Origin of the sequence: Pectobacterium carotovorum (genome assembly GCF_900129615.1) — a bacterium.
Classification (GTDB): domain Bacteria; phylum Pseudomonadota; class Gammaproteobacteria; order Enterobacterales; family Enterobacteriaceae; genus Pectobacterium; species Pectobacterium carotovorum.
This window is the reverse complement of record NZ_FQWI01000017.1, coordinates 1-18,171: the sequence shown is the minus strand read 5'-3', so window position 1 is coordinate 18,171 and position 18,171 is coordinate 1. Positions and strand designations below refer to the sequence as shown.

The window sequence follows — 18,171 nt, the reverse complement described above, 5'->3', positions numbered from 1 at the left end:
CGACATGGACACCTCAACTACGCCAACACTCTCACAGCCTGGCGGCTCATTACCTCAGCAAGATGACTCACTTTCTTCTGATAAAACCCTACAAACACAGTCAGTAAGCCATTCTCAACATCGCGCAAAACGAGCAGCCTGGGGCAGTTTTGTTGGCGCCGTTGTAGATTGGTACGATTTCTTGCTGTACGGAATTGTTGCCGCTCTTGTATTTAATACCGAATTTTTCCCGCAGGTTAGCCCAACGATGGGGACGCTGGCGGCATTTGGTACGTTCGGCGTTGGTTTCCTGTTCCGCCCGCTAGGCGGCATGGTGTTTGGCCACTTCGGCGATAAGCTGGGCCGTAAACGAATGCTGATGATCACGGTCTGGATGATGGGCATTTCTACTGCGCTGATTGGCCTGTTACCCTCGTTTGATTCGATTGGCTGGTGGGCACCGGTGTTGCTGGTTACGCTGCGTGCAATTCAGGGATTTGCGGTCGGTGGCGAGTGGGGTGGGGCGGCGCTGTTGGCGGTAGAGAATGCGCCGAAGAAGAAGAAAGCGTTTTACAGCAGTGGCGTACAGGTTGGCTTTGGGGTTGGGCTGTTATTGGCTACAGGGTCGGTATCGGTGGTGAGCAATTTGACGACCAATGAGGAATTTACTACCTGGGGCTGGCGTTTGCCGTTCTTATTCAGCCTGATTCTGGTGGCTATCGCCTGGTGGGTGCGTAACGGGATGGATGAGTCTCAGGAGTTTGAGGCGAATAAGACGCTGGGAGAAAGAGCAAACAAACTGCGTTCGTTCCCTATCATGGAAGCACTGCGCCAGCACCCGAAGGCATTTCTGCTGATTATTGCGCTGCGGCTTGGCGAACTGCTGACGATGTATATCGTCACCGCGTTTGCCCTCAATTACTCCACCACCCATCTTGGTCTATCGCGGGATATTTTCCTGAATATCGGGCTGCTGGTGGGGGCGATCAGCTGCGTATCCATTCCTTGCTTTGCCTATCTGGCAGATAGCTTTGGCCGCCGTCGTATCTATGTTACTGGCGCACTGATTGGGGCTGCGAGTGCGGTGCCATTCTTTATGGCGCTGGAAAGCCATAACACGCTGCTGATTCTGTTCTTTGCCATCATGCTGGCGAATATTGCCCACGATATGATTGTTAGCGTACAGCAGCCGATGTTTACCGAACTATTTGGTACGGCGTACCGCTATAGCGGGGCGGGGGTGGGTTATCAGGTCGCCAGCGTGGTTGGCGGCGGGTTTACGCCTTTTATCGCCGTTCTGTTGGTGCAGTTTATGGATGGTTCATGGCATGCGGTGGCAGCTTACCTTGCCATTGGCTGCTTACTCTCGGCGATTGTCGGGATGCGGATGAAGGCAACATCAGCGGACGCCTTACCTCACTAATCTCCTCGCCTCACCAATCTAGCGTGCCGATACAGATACAGTGTTTGTATCGGCACGCTTCTACTGTTTTTTGTCTGCTTTTTTTTGCCGCGGCACTATCTGAACCGATCAAGATCGCTTCTTTTCAGCCCGATGTCCTTGAGTCCGTCATCGCTCATGTTCCGTAGTATCTTCAGCGTGTTCGCTCTTGCTCGCCAGGCTTTCCACAAGCGGTACGGCAAAATCAGCATGAGCCAAAACGGTGACTCGCGGAACGGTTTTTGTGATCGATTCTCATGAAATTCCATGTTTTTTCCCCTCGCCAGTGAATGATCGCTATGATGAGGTGAAAGCTATTTTCAATACAGACTCAAAAAATCCATTTTTTTAGCATACAGATTGTGTGATATTGCATCTGAATGGTGATTTTTATTTGAATCTGTACTGGTCAATGCTGTGAATCTTGATAGGGAATGATACTGATGACGCGTTATCAACACCTAGCTGGGCTGTTAGAACAGCGGATCGAACAAGGGTTGTACCAAAGCGGAGAGCGGCTGCCTTCTGTGCGGGCACTGAGTACAGAGCATGGTGTGAGCATCAGTACCGTACAGCAAGCCTATCATCTGCTGGAAACCCGGCAGTTAATTATGCCGCAGCCGCGTTCGGGATATTTTGTCACGCCGCGTAAGGCAACGCCGCCTGTACCCGCGCTGACGCGTCCTGCTCAACGCCCGGTTGAGATCACGCAGTGGGAATCGGTGCTGGAGTTGGTGAATGTGCGTCTGGAAACCAACGTGCTGAAATTTGGTAGCGGAATGCCGGATGTGAGCCAGCCGACCATCAAACCACTGTGGAAAGAGATGAGTCGCCTCTGCCAATATCAGGATCCTCGGGTTTTACAATATGACAGCGTGTATGGCGTGCCTGCGTTGCGCGAACAGATTGCTCGTCTTACCGTCGACTGTGGCTGCCAGCTAACGCAAGATGATATTGTGATCACGACCGGATGTCAGGAAGCCTTATTTGTGGCCGTCCGCGCGGTTTGCCAACCCGGCGACATCGTGGCCGTTGAATCACCGGCTTTTCCGGGTACGATGCAGATCCTCCGTGGGATGGATATCAAAGCGATCGAGATCCCGACCGATTCGGTGACGGGGATCAGCCTTGAAGCGTTAAGACTGGCGCTGGATCAGTGGCCGATCAAAGCCGTACTTCTGGTGCCGAGCTGTAACAACCCGCTTGGCTTCATCATGCCTGACGCCCGTAAAAAATCGCTGGTGACGCTGGCGCAGCATTTTGATATCGCGATTATTGAAGATGATGCCTATGGCGAGCTGGCCTATGAATATCCGCGTCCCCGCGCGATAAAATCATTTGATGAAGATGGACGTGTACTGTTGTGCAGCTCGTTTTCCAAGAACCTTGCTCCCGGTTTGCGCGTTGGCTGGATTGCTCCGGGGCGCTATCTGGAGCGGGTGATTCATACAAAATACATCAGTACAGGATCGACGGTGGTGCAGCCTCAGCTAGCCGTGGCGGAATTTATTCGTAACGGACACTATCAACCTCATCTACGCCGCATGCGTGCTCAGTACAAAGCTAATCTGGATACGTTTACCTGCTGGGTGCGTGAGTATTTTCCGTCCAATATTTGCGTGAGTCGTCCTCAGGGTGGCTTTCTGATGTGGATTGAACTGCCCGAATATTTTGATTCGCTCAAGCTCAGCCGTGAGGTCAGAAAAGCGGGCATACAGATAGCCGCGGGTTCGCTCTTCTCCGCCTCGGGAAAATACCGTAATTGTCTTCGACTCAATTATGCCAATCGCTTTACGGAAGAAATGAGGGAAGGGCTGCGCATCGTGGGTAGTGAAATCGCGAAGATGATGCACACTTTTCCTGACCAGAACGTAACCTGATTATTTTTAAGGAAGGGCCGATACGGGTAAGGATAAGCCCCGTATCGGCGGGTTGATGTGCAGAGCCGATAAGTAGCAAACAGCTCCGGCCAGCAAGCTCCGTAATCATGCTCAGGCTTGCCAACGACGCTACTGTATTCTTCGTCGCAGGCCGTGACGATAGGCCGAATGTCATGTTGCGCGGCGCTCTCCTGAGAATATTGCCTTCCGTGTAATTCTCATTTCAGCTTGCGAGCCGCTTCGCAAATCAGGCATATCACCGTCTTATCTGCTCAGTAACTTATCTGTTCAGTAACTACCGGCCTAAATAACCGTCCCAGTCTTTCCATACGGGCTGGAGACCTGCTCGTATGATGGCCTGCGCCACGTCTTCAGGGCGTCGTGAATCATGCGGTGAAAACTGTTCCAGTTCAGGATGGTCGTCGGCGTAGCCACCCGGTTGGGTTTTGGAAAATGCACTGACGTTGTTAATCGCGATAGGAATGGCATGATCGCGAAAGAAAGGCGATTCACGCGTGGAAAGCGACAGCTCAATATCTGGTGACAGCAACCGGAATGCACAAATGACCTGCATGAGCTGCGCTTCATCCATGAGCGACGCCGGTTCAATGCCGCCTGTACAGGGGCGCAGACGAGGGAACGAGATAGAATAACGGCTCTGCCAGTAGTTCTGCTGTAAGTGCAACAGATGTTCCGCCACCATATAGCAGTCGGTTCGCCAGCTATTGGACAGGCCGATTAAAGCGCCCAGCCCGATCTTGTCGATCCCCGCCCGCCCAAGCCGATCCGGCGTGGCGAGTCGCCAATGGAAATCCTGCTTTTGTCCTTTTAGGTGATGCAGTTGGTAGGTCGCCGGATGATAGGTTTCCTGATAGACCATCACGCCATCCAACCCCAGCGTTTTCAACTCGGCATATTCGTCCTGCGACAGCGGCTGAACTTCAATCATCAGCGAACTGAAGAGCGGTCGGATCAGCGGAAAGACGCGACGAAAATAATCCATGCCTACTTTACGCTGGTGTTCGCCAGTCACGAGCAACAGGTGTTCAAACCCAAGTTCCTTGATGGCGGCGCATTCACGTAGGATCTCTGCCTCATCCAGCGTTTTTCGCTTGATGTGATTGCTCATCGAAAAGCCGCAGTAGGTGCAGTCGTTGGAGCACAGATTGGATAGATATAGCGGCACATAGAAGCTTACCGTATTGCCGAAGCGCTGGCGGGTGAGCTGCTGTGCCCGCTGGGCTAGCGGTTCCAGATAGGCGCTGGCGGCAGGTGAAATGAGCGCCATAAAATCGTCACGCGTCAGGTGTGGTGCAGCAAGCGCTTGCTCGACATCACGTGCGGTTTTACCGTTGATGCACAGCGTCAGGTCATCCCAGTCGAGCTGTTCCCAGACGGTTTGGAAATCGACGTTCATCGCTCCGCCCCTTCCGTTTGCTGATGCAGGAAACCAGTGAGCGGGCTGGTGGCACTGGCAACAAACTGCTTACTTCCCAGTCCGGCCTGACGGGCAAGCCCACCGGCATCGACTGCCAGTCGGAAAGCGTGCGCCATCGCCACGGGATCGCGGGCAACGGCGATAGCTGTGTTGACCAGTACAGCGTCGGCTCCCATTTCCAGTGCCTCGGCCGCATGACTGGGTGCGCCAATGCCCGCATCGACAATCACCGGAACGCGCGCCTGTTCGATGATGATGCGGAGAAAATCACGCGTTTGCAGTCCTTGATTGGAACCGATCGGTGCGCCCAGCGGCATCACTGCCGCGCAGCCGACTTCTTCCAATCGTTTGCACAACACAGGGTCGGCACCGCAGTAAGGCAGCACCGTGAATCCCTCTTTTACCAGCTGTTCGGCGGCTTTCAGGGTTTCGATAGGATCGGGCAGCAGGTATTTCACATCGGGGTGAATTTCCAGCTTCAGCCAGCGAGTGCCCAGCGCTTCTCGCGCCAGTCGGGCCGCAAAAATGGCTTCGTCTGCGGTTTTGGCTCCTGAGGTATTCGGCAGCAGCTTAATACCGAGCTGACGTAGCGGAGCGAGAATGGCGTCGTTGCCGCCGTTCAGATCAACGCGTTTCATCGCCATGGTGACTAACTGAGAACCAGAAGCCTCAAGTGCTGCCAGCATCCGTTCTGGTGTGGCGAATTTCCCGGTGCCAGTCAGCAGCCGTGAAGTTAATGTCGTATCGGCAATGTGCAGCATGTCATCCTCCCGCGATTGCCTGAAAAAGCAAAATATCATCACCGTCCTGTACCTGATGCTGTGACCAGGTGGCGTGCGGGATAATGGTTTGGTTGATGGCCAGCGCTGTGCCAGGCTGGAGCCGATTGATCTGGCTCAGCAGTGCTTCAACCGTTGTGGCCTCTGGGCATTCAAAGGCTTCATCATTCAGCGTGATTTTCATGCTTCCCTCCACATACCGGGCAATGGGGGGCGCGCGTCAGCTGGAGCGTGTTCCAGCTCTGCTGTTTGCCATTGAACATCCTCAGCTTGCCGTCTAGCGCGGACGGTATACCGGCCAGCAGTTTTATCGCTTCCAGCGCCTGAAGCGTGCCAATCACGCCGACCACCGGACCCAGCACGCCGGCGGTGCGGCAGTTGCGCTGTGGTTCGGCCGTATCGGGGTACAGGCAGGCGTAGCAGCCAGCGTGATAAGGCGGTGTGAAGACGGCGAGCTGGCCGCTGAAACCGACGGCACTCCCGCTGATGAGCGGCTTGCCTGCGCTAAAACAGGCGGCGTTAACCGCGTGGCGAGTGGTCATGTTGTCGCTGCAATCTAGCACCAGATCGACGCGGCTGACGGCGCTGTATAACGCGTCACCGCTGAGCCTTTCGGTAATCGCAATCGTTTCTGAGTGCGGATTTAATGCCTGTAGCTGACGCTGCGCCAACACGGCTTTGGGTTTGTCGGTGTCTCTGGTGCGATACAGAATCTGGCGTTGCAGGTTGCTGATGTGCAGTGAGTCATCGTCGGCAAGCAGTAGCGTGCCGACCCCAGCGGCAGCCAGATAGAGCGAGGCGGGCGCCCCTAGCCCACCCAGCCCAACGAGCAGAACGCGGGCGGTTTTGAGTTTCTCCTGACCTTCCGGGCCAATATCTTCCAGCATCAGTTGGCGGCTATAGCGCATGAATTCGCTATCGCTCAGTCCGGTAGGCGTTGGATGGTGAGTCGTTACCATGTCATGCCTCCCGTCCTTCAATCATTTTGAGCAGCGTCGTGGTGGCCTGCCGCCAGTCTGGAGCCTGAGTAATGGCGCTGACGACGGCAATGCTGCCGACGCCCGTTGCCAGCACCGCAGGTACTCTGTCGATGCTGATACCGCCAATGGCAACCGTGGGAAAACGGTCTTGCAGATCGGTTATGTGTCGGGTCAACTCGGCCAGCCCCTGCGGCGCTGATGGCATATCCTTGGTTTGCGTCGGGAAAATATGTCCCAGCGCGATATAGGACGGGTTTATCGCCACTGCGCGCGCCAGTTCACGATCGTCGTGCGTGGAGACGCCTAAGCGCAGACCCGCTTTTTTAATGGCGGTCAGGTCGGCAGTATCCAGGTCTTCCTGACCCAGATGTACGCCGTATGCCTGATGTTTTACCGCTAATTTCCAGTAGTCATTGATGAAGAGCTGCGCCTGATAGCGGCGACCCAATGCGATCGCCTGGATCACATCGGCTTCGGCTTGTTCATCTGACCGATCTTTGATCCTGAGCTGGATCGTTTTCACCCCGACGCTGAGTAATCGTTCGATCCACTCCACGTTATCAACGACGGGATAAAGCCCCAGCCGCTGTGCCGTTGGGGCAAAAGGCGTCGAGTCCGTCATTTGCTTTCCTCGGTTTGCAGGCTGGTGGCGCTGTGATAAAGCTCGCTGCCGCGCGAGCGGAATTCTTGCGACATCTGCGCCATACCCACTTCAATCGGTTTGGCTTCCGCTTCCTGTTTCGCGGCGTAGTCGCGTACTTCCTGTGAGATTTTCATCGAGCAGAATTTAGGGCCGCACATGGAACAGAAGTGGGCGACTTTGCCGGATTCCTGCGGCAGCGTTTCATCGTGGTAGGCACGGGCGGTTTGGGGGTCTAGCGCTAAATTGAACTGGTCTTCCCAGCGGAACTCGAAACGTGCTTTTGACATGGCGTTATCACGGATCTGCGCGCCGGGATGGCCTTTCGCCAGATCGGCGGCGTGGGCGGCGATCTTATAGGTAATCAGCCCCTGTTTGACGTCTTCTTTGTTCGGCAAGCCAAGATGTTCCTTCGGCGTCACGTAACAGAGCATTGCACAGCCGAACCAGCCGATCATGGCGGCACCGATGCCAGAGGTGAAGTGATCGTAACCCGGTGCGATATCGGTGGTCAGCGGGCCGAGCGTATAGAATGGGGCTTCGTGGCAGTGTTCCAGCTCTTCGGTCATGTTGCGGCGGATCATCTGCATCGGAACGTGGCCGGGGCCTTCGATCATCACCTGTACGTCGTATTCCCAGGCGATTTTGGTCAGCTCGCCCAGCGTATGCAGCTCGGCAAACTGGGCTTCGTCGTTGGCATCCTGAATGGAGCCCGGACGTAAGCCGTCACCCAGCGACAGCGCAACATCGTAAGCGGCACAAATTTCACAGATTTCCCGGAAGTGCTCGTACAGGAAGTTCTCTTTGTGATGCGACAGGCACCACTTCGCCATAATGGAACCGCCGCGGGAGACGATGCCGGTCAGGCGTTTGGCCGTCATCGGCACATAGCGCAACAGCACGCCAGCGTGGATGGTGAAATAGTCCACGCCCTGTTCTGCTTGCTCCAGCAGCGTATCGCGGAACATTTCCCAGTTCAGGTTTTCTGCCACGCCGTTCACTTTTTCCAGCGCCTGATAAATCGGTACTGTCCCGATTGGTACGGGGCTGTTACGCAGAATCCATTCGCGGGTTTCGTGAATATAGCGGCCTGTTGAGAGATCCATCACCGTATCCGCGCCCCAGCGGGTAGACCAGACCAGTTTTTCCACCTCTTCTTCGATGGAAGACGTCACGGCGGAGTTGCCGATATTGGCGTTAACCTTCACCAGAAAATTGCGGCCGATAATCATCGGTTCCGATTCGGGGTGATTGATGTTTGAAGGAATAATGGCGCGTCCGGAAGCCACTTCCTGACGGACAAATTCCGGCGTGATGTTTTCTGGCAGAAGGGCACCAAAACTTTGTCCCGGATGCTGCTGGCGCAGTACCTCGCCGCGAATACGCTCGCGCCCCATATTTTCGCGAATGGCGATAAATTCCATTTCGGGGGTAATCATGCCCTGTCGCGCATAGTGGAGCTGGGTGACGCGTTTGCCCGCTTTGGCACGCAAAGGTCGTGGCAGGTGTTCGAAACGCAGATGATCCAGGCCTGCATCCGCCAGACGCTGTTGGGTGAAATCAGAGCTGACGTCGGATAACGCTTCGGTGTCGTGACGTTCTGCAATCCAGCTGGCGCGCAGCTTCGCTAGCCCAACGCGGACATCGGGTTGCGCAGCCGGATCGCCATAAGGCCCTGACGTATCGTAAACCGGGATGGGCTCATTGGGTTCGTATTGGGGGTTGTCTTTACTGCCGCCAAGTAACGTCGGGCTAAGCTGAATCTCCCGCATCGGTACGTGGATGTCATCGCGTGAACCTGCAAGGTAAATGCGTTTGGAATTGGGAAAGGCGGTTCCCTGTAAGGTTTCAATAAACTGCTGGGCGGCGGCACGCTGTTCACGGCGACCGGATTTGGATGCTGTAGATAACTCTGTCTTTACCGACGAGGTTTTTATAGACAAGGGTTCTGTAGACATAGCAAGTTCCTGTAAGACGTAAAGGGAAGATTGCTTGTCTGGAGCCGGAGGGAGTAATAATGATATTGAGCGTCAGAGCAGGTATGTGGGAATACACAGCCTTGGGCTCAATGAGGTGCATTACTCTTGTTCCCTTCGCAGGTATTAACCCGATCAGGTTCCGCGGATCCCGAATTAACGGTCTCAGCCTGTGCGCTCATAAGTTTCGTCATAACGATTGATTTCGTAAAACAAAACACGAGCACGCTAGGCACTCCGACAAGATATGCCCGTCTCTTAAATGGGCCAATAAAACCCCTACACTGTATGTCGGCAAAACGCAGATGTCAAAGCGTGCCGCTGTTGCCTTTACAGTGTGTGCTGATGTCCTGAAATAACGTCAAATGACGGCTATTTGTCGTAAACCTGCTGGATCATTCTGTCTTCCAACGTAAAACGCTCTTCCAAGGCTTCGCCGACGTGGGAGAGTGCGTGCTGGAATTCGAGGCAGTTATCATGGTCGATGGCTGCCGCCAGGTGGCTATCGTAAAACGCCATAATTTGCTGCGTGTTATTTTGCAGGGCGAGGTCGAGCTGGGTGGAAAGCGCTAATACTTGTTCGCTGTGTGTCGCTGCTTCATGCAGCATTTTTTCGTATAAATGAAAGTGGCCGGTAGAAAGATAGTCCACCAGATTCTGGCAAAAATTATCCAATGCCTCTTCATCCAAAAGAGAAAGCGCTTCCTTGTTCGGCTTGATGCCAACCAGATGATAGTAAGCCACCAGAAGCTGCTTACGCGCTTGTAGCCATTGGTCGATTAACGCATTATTGCCACCAACGTATTCAGTTAGACTTTGTAGCTGGTTTAGCATTGTTGACTCCGTGAACGGTAAGAAATAACTGAAATCCCAGTTATAAAACTTATGTAATCACTCTGAATGTAAAATGCCAGTGAAGTGGCAGTGGAGCAATAAAAAGATATGGAACAGACGCTAAAAGGTGATGAAACCGGCTGGTGGGTGGTTAGCGACGCGGTACAAATCTGGCTACCTCAGGGAGAATTGCCGCGCGGAACGGCAATAGAGTGGTCGTTGCAGGGGAAAACGGCTCGCCAAATCGGCGAATGGCAAGGGCTGCCTGTCTGGCTGGTCTGTCAGGGACGAGATTCCGATATGGCATCAGTTCGCCAGTTGCTCGATCAGGACGTGGGATTATTCCAGCTCGCGGGGCGAGGCGTACAGTTGGCTGAGTTTTATCGTTCTCATCGTTTTTGTGGTTACTGCGGCCATGAAATGGTGCGGAGCAAAACGGAGCTGGCGTGCTTATGTCACCACTGCAAAGAACGTTATTATCCGCAGATCGCGCCTTGCATCATCGTCGCGATTCGCCGTGGCGATGAGATTCTGCTGGCGCAACACAATCGACATCGCGGAAACATGTACACCGTGCTGGCTGGGTTTGTAGAAGTCGGCGAAACGTTGGAACAGACGGTCGTGCGTGAGGTAATGGAAGAGAGCCAAATTCAGATAAAAAACCTGCGTTACGTGAGTTCGCAGCCCTGGCCATTCCCTCATTCTCTGATGATGGCGTTTATGGCCGATTATGCGGGTGGAGACATCAAGCACGATCCGAAAGAGCTGCGTGACGCGGGCTGGTTCCGCTATGACCAACTCCCGCAGTTGCCTCCGCCGGGCACCGTGGCGCGTCGGCTTATCGAAGATACGGTGGTACTGTGCCGCACTTATCACGAGAACGAAGGCTGACGTGGTACTATTTGCGTCATAAAGCGTTTGCCTTATAACGCATCCGTTTCATCACATCTATCCGGTGTAGAACCGCCGTGAGGTTGAAAGGAAAAGAACATGACTGATCTGAAAAACGATCGCTATTTGCGGGCGTTATTACGCCAACCCGTTGATGTCACCCCAGTGTGGATGATGCGTCAGGCGGGGCGTTATCTGCCGGAATATAAGGCAACGCGCGCGCAGGCGGGTGATTTTATGTCGCTGTGTAAAAACGCAGAGCTGGCTTGTGAAGTCACGTTACAACCTTTACGGCGCTATGCGTTAGACGCTGCGATCCTGTTCTCTGACATTCTCACGATCCCTGATGCCATGGGCTTAGGGCTTTATTTTGAAGCGGGGGAAGGCCCACGTTTTCACTCCCCGATCACGTCTCATGCCGATGTGGTTAAACTGCCGGTTCCTGATCCAGAACAGGAACTCGGGTATGTGATGAACGCGGTGCGGACGATCCGTAAAAACCTCGCGGGGGAAGTGCCGCTTATCGGCTTCTCGGGCAGCCCGTGGACGCTGGCGACCTATATGGTTGAAGGCGGTAGTAGCAAAGCGTTTACCGTCATCAAGAAAATGATGTTCGCTGAACCTAAAACGCTACACCTGTTGCTGGATAAGCTGGCGGATAGCGTCATTCTTTATCTCAACGCGCAGATTCGCGCGGGTGCGCAGGCGGTGATGGTATTTGATACCTGGGGCGGCGCGCTGAGCGGACGCGACTACAAAGAATTCTCTCTGCATTACATGCACAAGATCGTTGATGGTTTACAGCGCGAGAATGAAGGCCGCCGTGTGCCCGTGACGCTCTTCACTAAAGGTGGAGGCCAGTGGCTGGAAGCGATGGCGGAAACCGGCTGCGACGCGTTGGGGCTAGACTGGACGAGCGATATTGCTGATGCACGTCGTCGCGTAGGCGATAAGGTCGCGCTACAGGGAAATATGGATCCGTCGATGCTGTATGCCGATCCGGCACGGATCGAGCAGGAAGTGGCATCGATCCTGGCTGGATTTGGAGAAGGCAACGGCCATGTTTTCAATCTGGGCCACGGCATTCATCAGGATGTGCCGCCGGAGCATGCGGGCGTTTTTGTTGAGGCCGTGCATCGGTTGTCCCGCGCTTATCACGCATGATTCACAGGAGGTGATGTGATTGATACACAACAGCTGCGGGCTGAGCAGTTGGCTCGCGCTTCTGATGTGATTCGCCACGACGATTTACCTTTTGAGCAGCCCGCGTTTATCGCGGGTGCGGATGTTGGCTTTGAACAAGAAGGTTCGGTAACTCGCGCTGCGATTGCGGTAATGCGCTATCCTTCGTTGGAACTGATAGAATACAAGATTGCGCGTATCAGTACGACAATGCCCTATATCCCTGGTTTTCTTTCGTTTCGTGAATGCCCTGGGCTACTCGCCGCGTGGGCGTTGCTTGAACAGAAACCGGATCTGCTGTTTGTCGATGGGCATGGGATTTCCCATCCGCGTCGTCTCGGTGTTGCCAGCCATTTTGGTCTGCTAGTTGATGTTCCGACGATTGGCGTGGCGAAAAGTCGGCTTTGTGGCCGGTTTGAGCCATTGGCAGAGAGTGTTGGCAGTCAGCAGCCGTTACTGGATAAGGGCGAGCAGATTGGCTGGGTATGGCGCAGTAAAGCGCGCTGTAATCCACTGTTTGTGGCGACGGGGCATCGCGTCAGTCAGGATAGTGCATTGCACTGGGTGCAATCTTGTATACGCGGCTACCGTTTACCGGAGCCGACCCGTTGGGCTGATGCTGTCGCATCAAATCGTCCCGCATTTGTGCGTTGGCAACGGCAGCAAGCCGCTAACGTATTGTCGTAAAACTTTAGGAATTCAGGCATAGGGCGTCACTGTGATTTCAGGTACACTGCCGTCCGTCGCTGTTAATGAGCATAAAAATGTTACGTAACCCCATTCATTTACGTCTGGAAAAGCTGGCGAGCTGGCAACATGTCACTTTCATGGCATGTCTTTGTGAACGTATGTATCCAAATTACCACGAGTTTTGTCGTCAAACAGAATTCGGCGACGCGATGGTTTACCGTCGCATTCTCGATCTGGTATGGGAAACATTGGTTGTTAAAGATGCTAAGGTCAATTTCGATAGCCAGTTGGAAAAGCTGGAAGAAGCGGTTCCCGCTGCTGAAGATTACGATCTTTATGGCGTCTACCCGGCTATTGATGCCTGTATCGCACTGGGCGAGCTGATTCATTCGCGCTTAAGCGGTGAAACGCTGGAACATGCGATAGCGATTAGCGAAACGTCTATCCGCACGGTTGCCATGTTGGAAATGACGCAGGCAGGCAAAGAAATGACCGACGATGAGCTCAAGGTTTTGCCTGCAGTTGAAGAAGAATGGGACATCCAATGGGAGATTTTTCGCCTGTTGGCGGCTTGTGAAGAACGCGATATTGAGCTGATCAAAGGGCTCCGTTCCGATCTGCGCGAGGCCGGAAGTAGTAACATCGGGATAAATTTGCATCAATAACGCGATAAAACGTGATTTAAGGCCTGAAATGGCCTGTCTTAAGGCTTCACATTCGCACCCTGTCTGGTCTACATTTGGGGGGCGTAAAAAAAGTGGCTGTCGGTGCGTGTATGCAGGAGAGTGCTATTACACCCTGAAACGGGAAAGGGCATATCCGTCGCACTCGATGCTTAGCAAGCGATAAACACACTGTAAGGATAACTTATGAATAAGACTCAACTGATTGATGTAATTGCGGACAAAGCTGATCTGTCAAAAGCACAGGCTAAAGCAGCTCTGGAATCAACTTTGGCGGCAATTACCGAGTCTCTGAAAGAAGGTGATGCAGTACAATTAGTTGGTTTTGGTACGTTTAAAGTGAACCATCGTAATGAGCGCACTGGCCGCAACCCACAAACCGGTAAAGAAATCAAAATTGCTGCTGCCAACGTGCCAGCGTTTGTTTCTGGCAAGGCTCTGAAAGACGCTGTTAAATAAGCCCATGCCGGTTAAAAGTTTAAGCAGAGGGGCGTTTTCGCCCCTTTTGCTTTTACGACGTTTGTGTGGCGCAGGCCTCGTGCTTGTAGCCGTGGTCGCTTGTAGTAGCCGCACCGCACCGCCGGAAGTGTTCGCTAGCGGTTACGTTGCCGATCGCGGTGTTGTGCGTTTGTGGCGTAAGGATGATGCGCAGAATACGACGGCGCTGACCACCGTGTACAACCCGCTTCAGGGCAATGCGCTGGCGGTGACGCGCTATACGTTCCAGCAGGATAAGCTACGCGAGATACAGCGTAATCAGCTCGGGGCGCAGCAAGAAGATATGCGTTTGCGCTTTGCAGAAGATGGAACCGTCAGCTTTATGCAGCGGCAGCTTGCCGAAAGACGTGAATCGGTTTCTGATGATGAAATCGCGCTCTACCAGTTCGATGCGAAGCGCATGCTGGAATTGAGCGATGTCCTGCGTGCCGGCAAGGTAAGGCTGAAGCAAGGGAAATGGCTGGAAGGGCAGGTGCAGTCTTGTGATGGTACGGTGGTTCGCCCTGATTTTGACAGCGATTCACGTGAATGGATTGTGCAGCAAAAAGCGCATGCAACACGCCCGCTAAACGTCGCGTGGCTGGAAGCGCCAGAAGGGACGCAGTTATTGCTGGTGGTGGAAGATGATGTCTGTCAGTGGCAGCCCAAATAGCTATTAGCCATAAAAAATCTGGCTATAAAAAAACCCGGATTTCTCCGGGCTTCAGTATTTATCAGATAATCGTTATCGGACCATCGTTTATCAGGCTTGCTCGCGCTCAATGGCACGGTAGCCGATGTCTTTTCGACAGAATACCCCTTGCCACTGAATGCCTGCTGCTATTTCATAAGCGCGCTGTTGCGCTTCAGCGACGGTATTACCTAACGCAGTGACGCACAGTACGCGGCCACCGTTGGTGACGACATCAATGCCGTTCAACTTGGTGCCAGCGTGGAAGACTTTGCCATCTTCAGCATCCTGCTGTGGTAAACCGGAAATCACATCGCCCGTATTGTAGTCAGCCGGGTAACCGCCTGCAGCCAATACCACGCCCAGAGACGGACGTTCATCCCAGACAGAATCTTTCTGATCCAGCTTGCCGTCACAGGCTGCCAGACAAAGCTCCACCAGATCGGAACGCAGGCGCAGCATAATTGGCTGTGTTTCTGGATCGCCAAAGCGGCAGTTGAATTCGATCACTTTTGGCTGGCCATCGGCAGAAATCATCAGACCGGCATACAGGAAACCGACGTAGGTATTTCCTTCTGCGGCCATGCCGTTCACGGTCGGCCAAATTACCTGATCCATCACCCGCTGGTGGATTTCATCGGTCACGACCGGAGCTGGCGAGTAAGCGCCCATGCCACCGGTATTCGGGCCAGTGTCTTTATCCCCGACGCGTTTATGATCCTGACTGGTTGCCATCGGCAGCACGTTCTTGCCATCCACCATAACGATGAAGCTGGCTTCTTCGCCATCAAGGAACTCTTCCACCACGATACGGTGTCCGGCATCGCCGAATGCATTCCCCGCCAGCATATCCTGAATGGCGTTTTCCGCTTCCTGCAACGTCATGGCGACAATCACGCCTTTGCCAGCGGCTAATCCGTCAGCCTTGATGACGATTGGTGCACCTTTGCTGCGAACATAAGCCAGCGCAGGTTCCACTTCGGTGAAGTTCTGGTATTCCGCCGTCGGGATGTTATGGCGTGCCAGAAAATCTTTGGTGAAGGCTTTAGAGCCTTCTAACTGTGCAGCGCCTTGCGTTGGACCAAAGATTTTTAGACCTGCGCTCTGAAACGCATCCACAACACCAATAACTAACGGTGTTTCTGGGCCAACGATGGTTAAATCGATGTGGTTTGCCTGCGCAAAGGCGACTAACGCTGGAATATCCGTTGCGGCGATATCGACGTTGGTCAGTGCTGGCTCCAGTGCGGTGCCCGCATTTCCCGGAGCCACATAAACACGTTTCGCCAGCGGTGACTGTGAGGCTTTCCAGGCCAGCGCGTGTTCGCGTCCGCCATTACCAATTACTAAAATGTTCATTTCGGTCAGCTCCAGAATTAATGGCGGAAATGGCGCATGTCGGTAAAGATCATCGCAATGCCGTGTTCGTTGGCGGCGGCAATGACTTCATCATCACGAATAGACCCGCCCGGTTGGATCACGCAGGTAATGCCAACGGCAGCGGCGGCATCAATACCATCACGGAATGGGAAGAACGCATCAGATGCCATGGCGGAACCTTTTACTTCCAGCCCTTCATCGCTCGCTTTGATTCCGGCAATTTTCGCTGAGTAAACGCGGCTCATCTGACCAGCACCTATCCCGATGGTCATATTGTCGCGTGCATAAACAATCGCATTGGATTTAACGAACTTAGCCACTTTCCAGCAGAAAAGGGCATCACGTAATTCCTGTTCGCTCGGCTGACGCTCTGTTACGACACGCAGTTGAGATGCATCAACCATGCCCAGATCGCGGTCCTGTACCAGCAAACCACCGTTGACGCGTTTGAAGTCCAGACCAGGAACGCGTTGCTGCCAGCTACCGCTGGTCAGGACACGTACGTTTTGTTTTGCAGCGGTCACCTTCAGTGCTGCATCACTGGCAGATGGGGCAATAATGACTTCGACAAACTGGCGGCTGATGATGGCCTGCGCCGTCTCTTCATCCAGCTCGCGGTTGAAAGCGATAATGCCACCGAATGCAGATGTTGGGTCAGTTTTATAGGCGCGTTCGTAGGCATCAAGAATTGAGCCGCCAATCGCTACGCCGCACGGATTTGCGTGTTTAACGATAACGCAGGCTGGCTCGGCAAATTCTTTCACACATTCCAGCGCCGCATCGGTATCTGCGATGTTGTTATAAGACAGCGCTTTGCCTTGTAACTGTGTCGAGGTGGCGACAGAGGCCTCGTGAATATTCTCTTCTATATAGAAGGCAGCTTGCTGATGGCTATTCTCGCCGTAGCGCATGTCCTGCTTTTTGATGTAGTTCAGGTTTAACGTGCGTGGGAAGTTACCTGATGGTTTATCGGTTTCACCGTGATAAGGCGGAACCAGTGCACCAAAGTAGTTGGCAATCATACTGTCGTAAGCGGCAGTGTGTTCGAAGGCTTTAATGGCTAAATCGAAACGGGTTTCGTAGGTCAGTGAACCTTCGTTGGCGTCGATTTCATTAATGATGGCGCTGTAGTCGCTGCTCTTGACCACGATAGCCACATCTTTATGGTTCTTGGCGGCAGAGCGGACCATCGTCGGGCCACCGATATCGATATTCTCAACCGCATCTTCTAATGTGCAGTTCTCACGAGCGACGGTCTGAGCAAACGGATACAAATTCACAACGACGATATCAATCGGTTTGATGTCGTGCTGCGCCATGATCGCATCATCTTGATCGCGTCGTCCCAGAATGCCGCCGTGTACTTTCGGGTGCAGGGTCTTCACTCGCCCATCCATCATTTCCGGGAAGCCGGTGTAGTCAGAGACTTCAGTCACCGCTAAGCCAGCATCGGCCAGCAAACGGGCGGTTCCACCCGTTGAAAGGAGCTCGACGCCACGGTGGGACAGAGCTTGAGCAAATTCGACAATACCTGCTTTGTCAGAAACGCTGAGCAGAGCGCGGCGAATTGGACGGCGTTGTTGCATGATGATGTTATCCCCTGGATTTGGGTAGTCAGTAAAGAACGGTATGTGAATATCGTCTTTGTCAGAGCAATAATTGCGGAATAAAGAGAAATATTCAGTTAGCGTTCGCAAAAATACGACGATTTTGAACGGGGTGAATTGTAGCGAAAACGTTTGCGTGATGCTCGTCAATTTTTGAATAGAATGCTTTCTGTGGATAAGTTTGTGCAAAAATAGGTATAAGGCGGGGTTTTGCTGTGGAATGCAGCAAACAAACATTTTTCTTTAAAATACCTATTGCGGCCTGCCGAGAAGTCCCTATAATGCGCCTCCACTGACACGGCAACAGCGACACGCGGTTGTGGTGACAGGAAAAAAGATTCAACGAAGGCGGTCAGTAATGACTTGACTTCACAGCGGAAAAGCATAGTATATGCAGCCCGCGCCACCGATGAAGTGGCACTGCTCTTTAACAATATAATCAGACAATCTGTGTGGGCACTCACAAGACCGTATCTTAACGATATAAAAAAGTCTTGAAGAGTGAACAACAGTAAATTCATTACGAATAAACAGTTTTAATTCTTTGAGCATCGCTGACGAGTTCAGCAAATCAAACAAATCTTAAATTGAAGAGTTTGATCATGGCTCAGATTGAACGCTGG

Annotated in this window: 18 protein-coding genes and 1 riboswitch; of the genes, 8 read left to right on the top strand and 10 right to left on the bottom strand. The window is 53.2% G+C overall.

The genetic code is table 11. The features are described 5' to 3' along the window. The first annotated feature begins 4 nt into the window (after positions 1-4). The gene (gene shiA / locus BUB06_RS21350) at positions 5-1,402 is read left to right on the top strand and encodes a shikimate transporter (RefSeq protein WP_029368421.1); all 1,398 of its coding nucleotides are present in this window, start codon (positions 5-7) and stop codon (positions 1,400-1,402) included. 95 nt (positions 1,403-1,497) lie between these two features. Here the strand turns inward: shiA and BUB06_RS21345 are convergent, their stop codons facing one another. Next, positions 1,498-1,632 carry a DUF1127 domain-containing protein gene (locus tag BUB06_RS21345; RefSeq protein ID WP_223806376.1) on the bottom strand — a complete coding sequence of 45 codons (135 nt, stop codon included), beginning with the start codon at positions 1,630-1,632 and terminating at the stop codon, positions 1,498-1,500. A gap of 231 nt (positions 1,633-1,863) precedes the next feature. Between BUB06_RS21345 and BUB06_RS21340 the strand changes: the two genes are divergently transcribed. Continuing rightward, positions 1,864-3,300, top strand: coding sequence for an aminotransferase-like domain-containing protein (locus BUB06_RS21340; protein WP_039476349.1), 1,437 nt, complete (start codon positions 1,864-1,866; stop codon positions 3,298-3,300). A 295-nt stretch (positions 3,301-3,595) separates the two neighbouring features. Here the strand turns inward: BUB06_RS21340 and thiH are convergent, their stop codons facing one another. From thiH to BUB06_RS21305, 7 genes are all read right to left on the bottom strand, one after another. Beyond that, the gene (thiH, locus tag BUB06_RS21335; protein ID WP_039476347.1) at positions 3,596-4,717 is read right to left on the bottom strand and encodes a 2-iminoacetate synthase ThiH; all 1,122 of its coding nucleotides are present in this window, start codon (positions 4,715-4,717) and stop codon (positions 3,596-3,598) included. Then, positions 4,714-5,499 carry a thiazole synthase gene (locus BUB06_RS21330; RefSeq protein ID WP_039476345.1) on the bottom strand — a complete coding sequence of 262 codons (786 nt, stop codon included), beginning with the start codon at positions 5,497-5,499 and terminating at the stop codon, positions 4,714-4,716. The genes thiH and BUB06_RS21330 overlap by 4 nt, the downstream gene beginning before the upstream one ends. Before the next feature lies 1 nt (position 5,500). Beyond that, positions 5,501-5,701, bottom strand: a complete 201-nt coding sequence (thiS, locus tag BUB06_RS21325; RefSeq protein WP_039476343.1) for a sulfur carrier protein ThiS — start codon at positions 5,699-5,701, stop codon at positions 5,501-5,503. Further along, on the bottom strand, positions 5,682-6,476 hold the full coding sequence (locus tag BUB06_RS21320; RefSeq protein ID WP_039476341.1) for a HesA/MoeB/ThiF family protein: 795 nt from the start codon (positions 6,474-6,476) through the stop codon (positions 5,682-5,684). The genes thiS and BUB06_RS21320 overlap by 20 nt, the downstream gene beginning before the upstream one ends. 1 nt (position 6,477) lies before the next feature. Further along, the gene (gene thiE / locus BUB06_RS21315) at positions 6,478-7,119 is read right to left on the bottom strand and encodes a thiamine phosphate synthase (RefSeq protein WP_039476339.1); all 642 of its coding nucleotides are present in this window, start codon (positions 7,117-7,119) and stop codon (positions 6,478-6,480) included. Then, positions 7,116-9,095 carry a phosphomethylpyrimidine synthase ThiC gene (thiC, locus tag BUB06_RS21310; RefSeq protein WP_039476337.1) on the bottom strand — a complete coding sequence of 660 codons (1,980 nt, stop codon included), beginning with the start codon at positions 9,093-9,095 and terminating at the stop codon, positions 7,116-7,118. The genes thiE and thiC overlap by 4 nt, the downstream gene beginning before the upstream one ends. Positions 9,096-9,208: 113 nt before the next feature. Next, positions 9,209-9,363, bottom strand: a riboswitch (TPP riboswitch). 122 nt (positions 9,364-9,485) lie between these two features. Further along, on the bottom strand, positions 9,486-9,947 hold the full coding sequence (locus BUB06_RS21305) for an Rsd/AlgQ family anti-sigma factor (protein ID WP_010301755.1): 462 nt from the start codon (positions 9,945-9,947) through the stop codon (positions 9,486-9,488). Between the two features lie 108 nt (positions 9,948-10,055). Between BUB06_RS21305 and nudC the strand changes: the two genes are divergently transcribed. The 6 genes from nudC (at position 10,056) to BUB06_RS21275 (ending at position 14,543) form a co-directional block, all read left to right on the top strand. Next, positions 10,056-10,838: an NAD(+) diphosphatase gene (nudC, locus tag BUB06_RS21300; RefSeq protein ID WP_010301758.1), complete on the top strand. Its 783-nt coding sequence runs from the start codon at positions 10,056-10,058 to the stop codon at positions 10,836-10,838. A 99-nt stretch (positions 10,839-10,937) separates the two neighbouring features. Further along, positions 10,938-12,002 (top strand): uroporphyrinogen decarboxylase, encoded by a 1,065-nt coding sequence (hemE, locus tag BUB06_RS21295; protein ID WP_039476335.1) that lies wholly within the window; start codon positions 10,938-10,940, stop codon positions 12,000-12,002. A 15-nt stretch (positions 12,003-12,017) separates the two neighbouring features. Continuing rightward, the gene (nfi, locus tag BUB06_RS21290; RefSeq protein ID WP_039476334.1) at positions 12,018-12,707 is read left to right on the top strand and encodes a deoxyribonuclease V; all 690 of its coding nucleotides are present in this window, start codon (positions 12,018-12,020) and stop codon (positions 12,705-12,707) included. A gap of 77 nt (positions 12,708-12,784) precedes the next feature. Continuing rightward, positions 12,785-13,375 (top strand): YjaG family protein, encoded by a 591-nt coding sequence (locus BUB06_RS21285; protein WP_010301768.1) that lies wholly within the window; start codon positions 12,785-12,787, stop codon positions 13,373-13,375. Between the two features lie 204 nt (positions 13,376-13,579). After that, on the top strand, positions 13,580-13,852 hold the full coding sequence (gene hupA, locus BUB06_RS21280) for a nucleoid-associated protein HU-alpha (protein ID WP_005970302.1): 273 nt from the start codon (positions 13,580-13,582) through the stop codon (positions 13,850-13,852). A gap of 4 nt (positions 13,853-13,856) precedes the next feature. After that, a complete protein-coding gene (locus tag BUB06_RS21275; RefSeq protein ID WP_072013060.1) occupies positions 13,857-14,543 on the top strand; it encodes a DUF1481 domain-containing protein in 687 nt (228 codons plus the stop codon). A 90-nt stretch (positions 14,544-14,633) separates the two neighbouring features. On the opposite strand, the gene purD is transcribed toward BUB06_RS21275, so the two are convergent. Together purD and purH are read right to left on the bottom strand one after the other, a co-directional pair. Next, a complete protein-coding gene (gene purD / locus BUB06_RS21270) occupies positions 14,634-15,920 on the bottom strand; it encodes a phosphoribosylamine--glycine ligase (RefSeq protein ID WP_039476328.1) in 1,287 nt (428 codons plus the stop codon). A 17-nt stretch (positions 15,921-15,937) separates the two neighbouring features. After that, the gene (gene purH, locus BUB06_RS21265; protein WP_039476325.1) at positions 15,938-17,527 is read right to left on the bottom strand and encodes a bifunctional phosphoribosylaminoimidazolecarboxamide formyltransferase/IMP cyclohydrolase; all 1,590 of its coding nucleotides are present in this window, start codon (positions 17,525-17,527) and stop codon (positions 15,938-15,940) included. Between the last annotated feature and the right edge of the window lie 644 nt (positions 17,528-18,171).

Bases quoted from the DNA above. Each gene is read 5' to 3' on its own strand.
- thiC (WP_039476337.1), bottom strand. From the start codon at position 9,095: ATGTCTACAGAACCCTTGTCTATAAAAACCTCGTCGGTAAAGACAGAG.
- thiE (WP_039476339.1), bottom strand. From the start codon at position 7,119: ATGACGGACTCGACGCCTTTTGCCCCAACGGCACAGCGGCTGGGGCTT.
- BUB06_RS21330 (WP_039476345.1), bottom strand. From the start codon at position 5,499: ATGCTGCACATTGCCGATACGACATTAACTTCACGGCTGCTGACTGGC.
- BUB06_RS21320 (WP_039476341.1), bottom strand. From the start codon at position 6,476: ATGGTAACGACTCACCATCCAACGCCTACCGGACTGAGCGATAGCGAA.
- purD (WP_039476328.1), bottom strand. From the start codon at position 15,920: ATGAACATTTTAGTAATTGGTAATGGCGGACGCGAACACGCGCTGGCC.
- BUB06_RS21275 (WP_072013060.1), top strand. From the start codon at position 13,857: ATGCCGGTTAAAAGTTTAAGCAGAGGGGCGTTTTCGCCCCTTTTGCTT.
- BUB06_RS21340 (WP_039476349.1), top strand. From the start codon at position 1,864: ATGACGCGTTATCAACACCTAGCTGGGCTGTTAGAACAGCGGATCGAA.
- BUB06_RS21305 (WP_010301755.1), bottom strand. From the start codon at position 9,947: ATGCTAAACCAGCTACAAAGTCTAACTGAATACGTTGGTGGCAATAAT.
- hemE (WP_039476335.1), top strand. From the start codon at position 10,938: ATGACTGATCTGAAAAACGATCGCTATTTGCGGGCGTTATTACGCCAA.
- thiH (WP_039476347.1), bottom strand. From the start codon at position 4,717: ATGAACGTCGATTTCCAAACCGTCTGGGAACAGCTCGACTGGGATGAC.
- thiS (WP_039476343.1), bottom strand. From the start codon at position 5,701: ATGAAAATCACGCTGAATGATGAAGCCTTTGAATGCCCAGAGGCCACA.
- shiA (WP_029368421.1), top strand. From the start codon at position 5: ATGGACACCTCAACTACGCCAACACTCTCACAGCCTGGCGGCTCATTA.
- purH (WP_039476325.1), bottom strand. From the start codon at position 17,527: ATGCAACAACGCCGTCCAATTCGCCGCGCTCTGCTCAGCGTTTCTGAC.
- BUB06_RS21285 (WP_010301768.1), top strand. From the start codon at position 12,785: ATGTTACGTAACCCCATTCATTTACGTCTGGAAAAGCTGGCGAGCTGG.
- BUB06_RS21345 (WP_223806376.1), bottom strand. From the start codon at position 1,632: ATGCTGATTTTGCCGTACCGCTTGTGGAAAGCCTGGCGAGCAAGAGCG.
- nudC (WP_010301758.1), top strand. From the start codon at position 10,056: ATGGAACAGACGCTAAAAGGTGATGAAACCGGCTGGTGGGTGGTTAGC.
- hupA (WP_005970302.1), top strand. From the start codon at position 13,580: ATGAATAAGACTCAACTGATTGATGTAATTGCGGACAAAGCTGATCTG.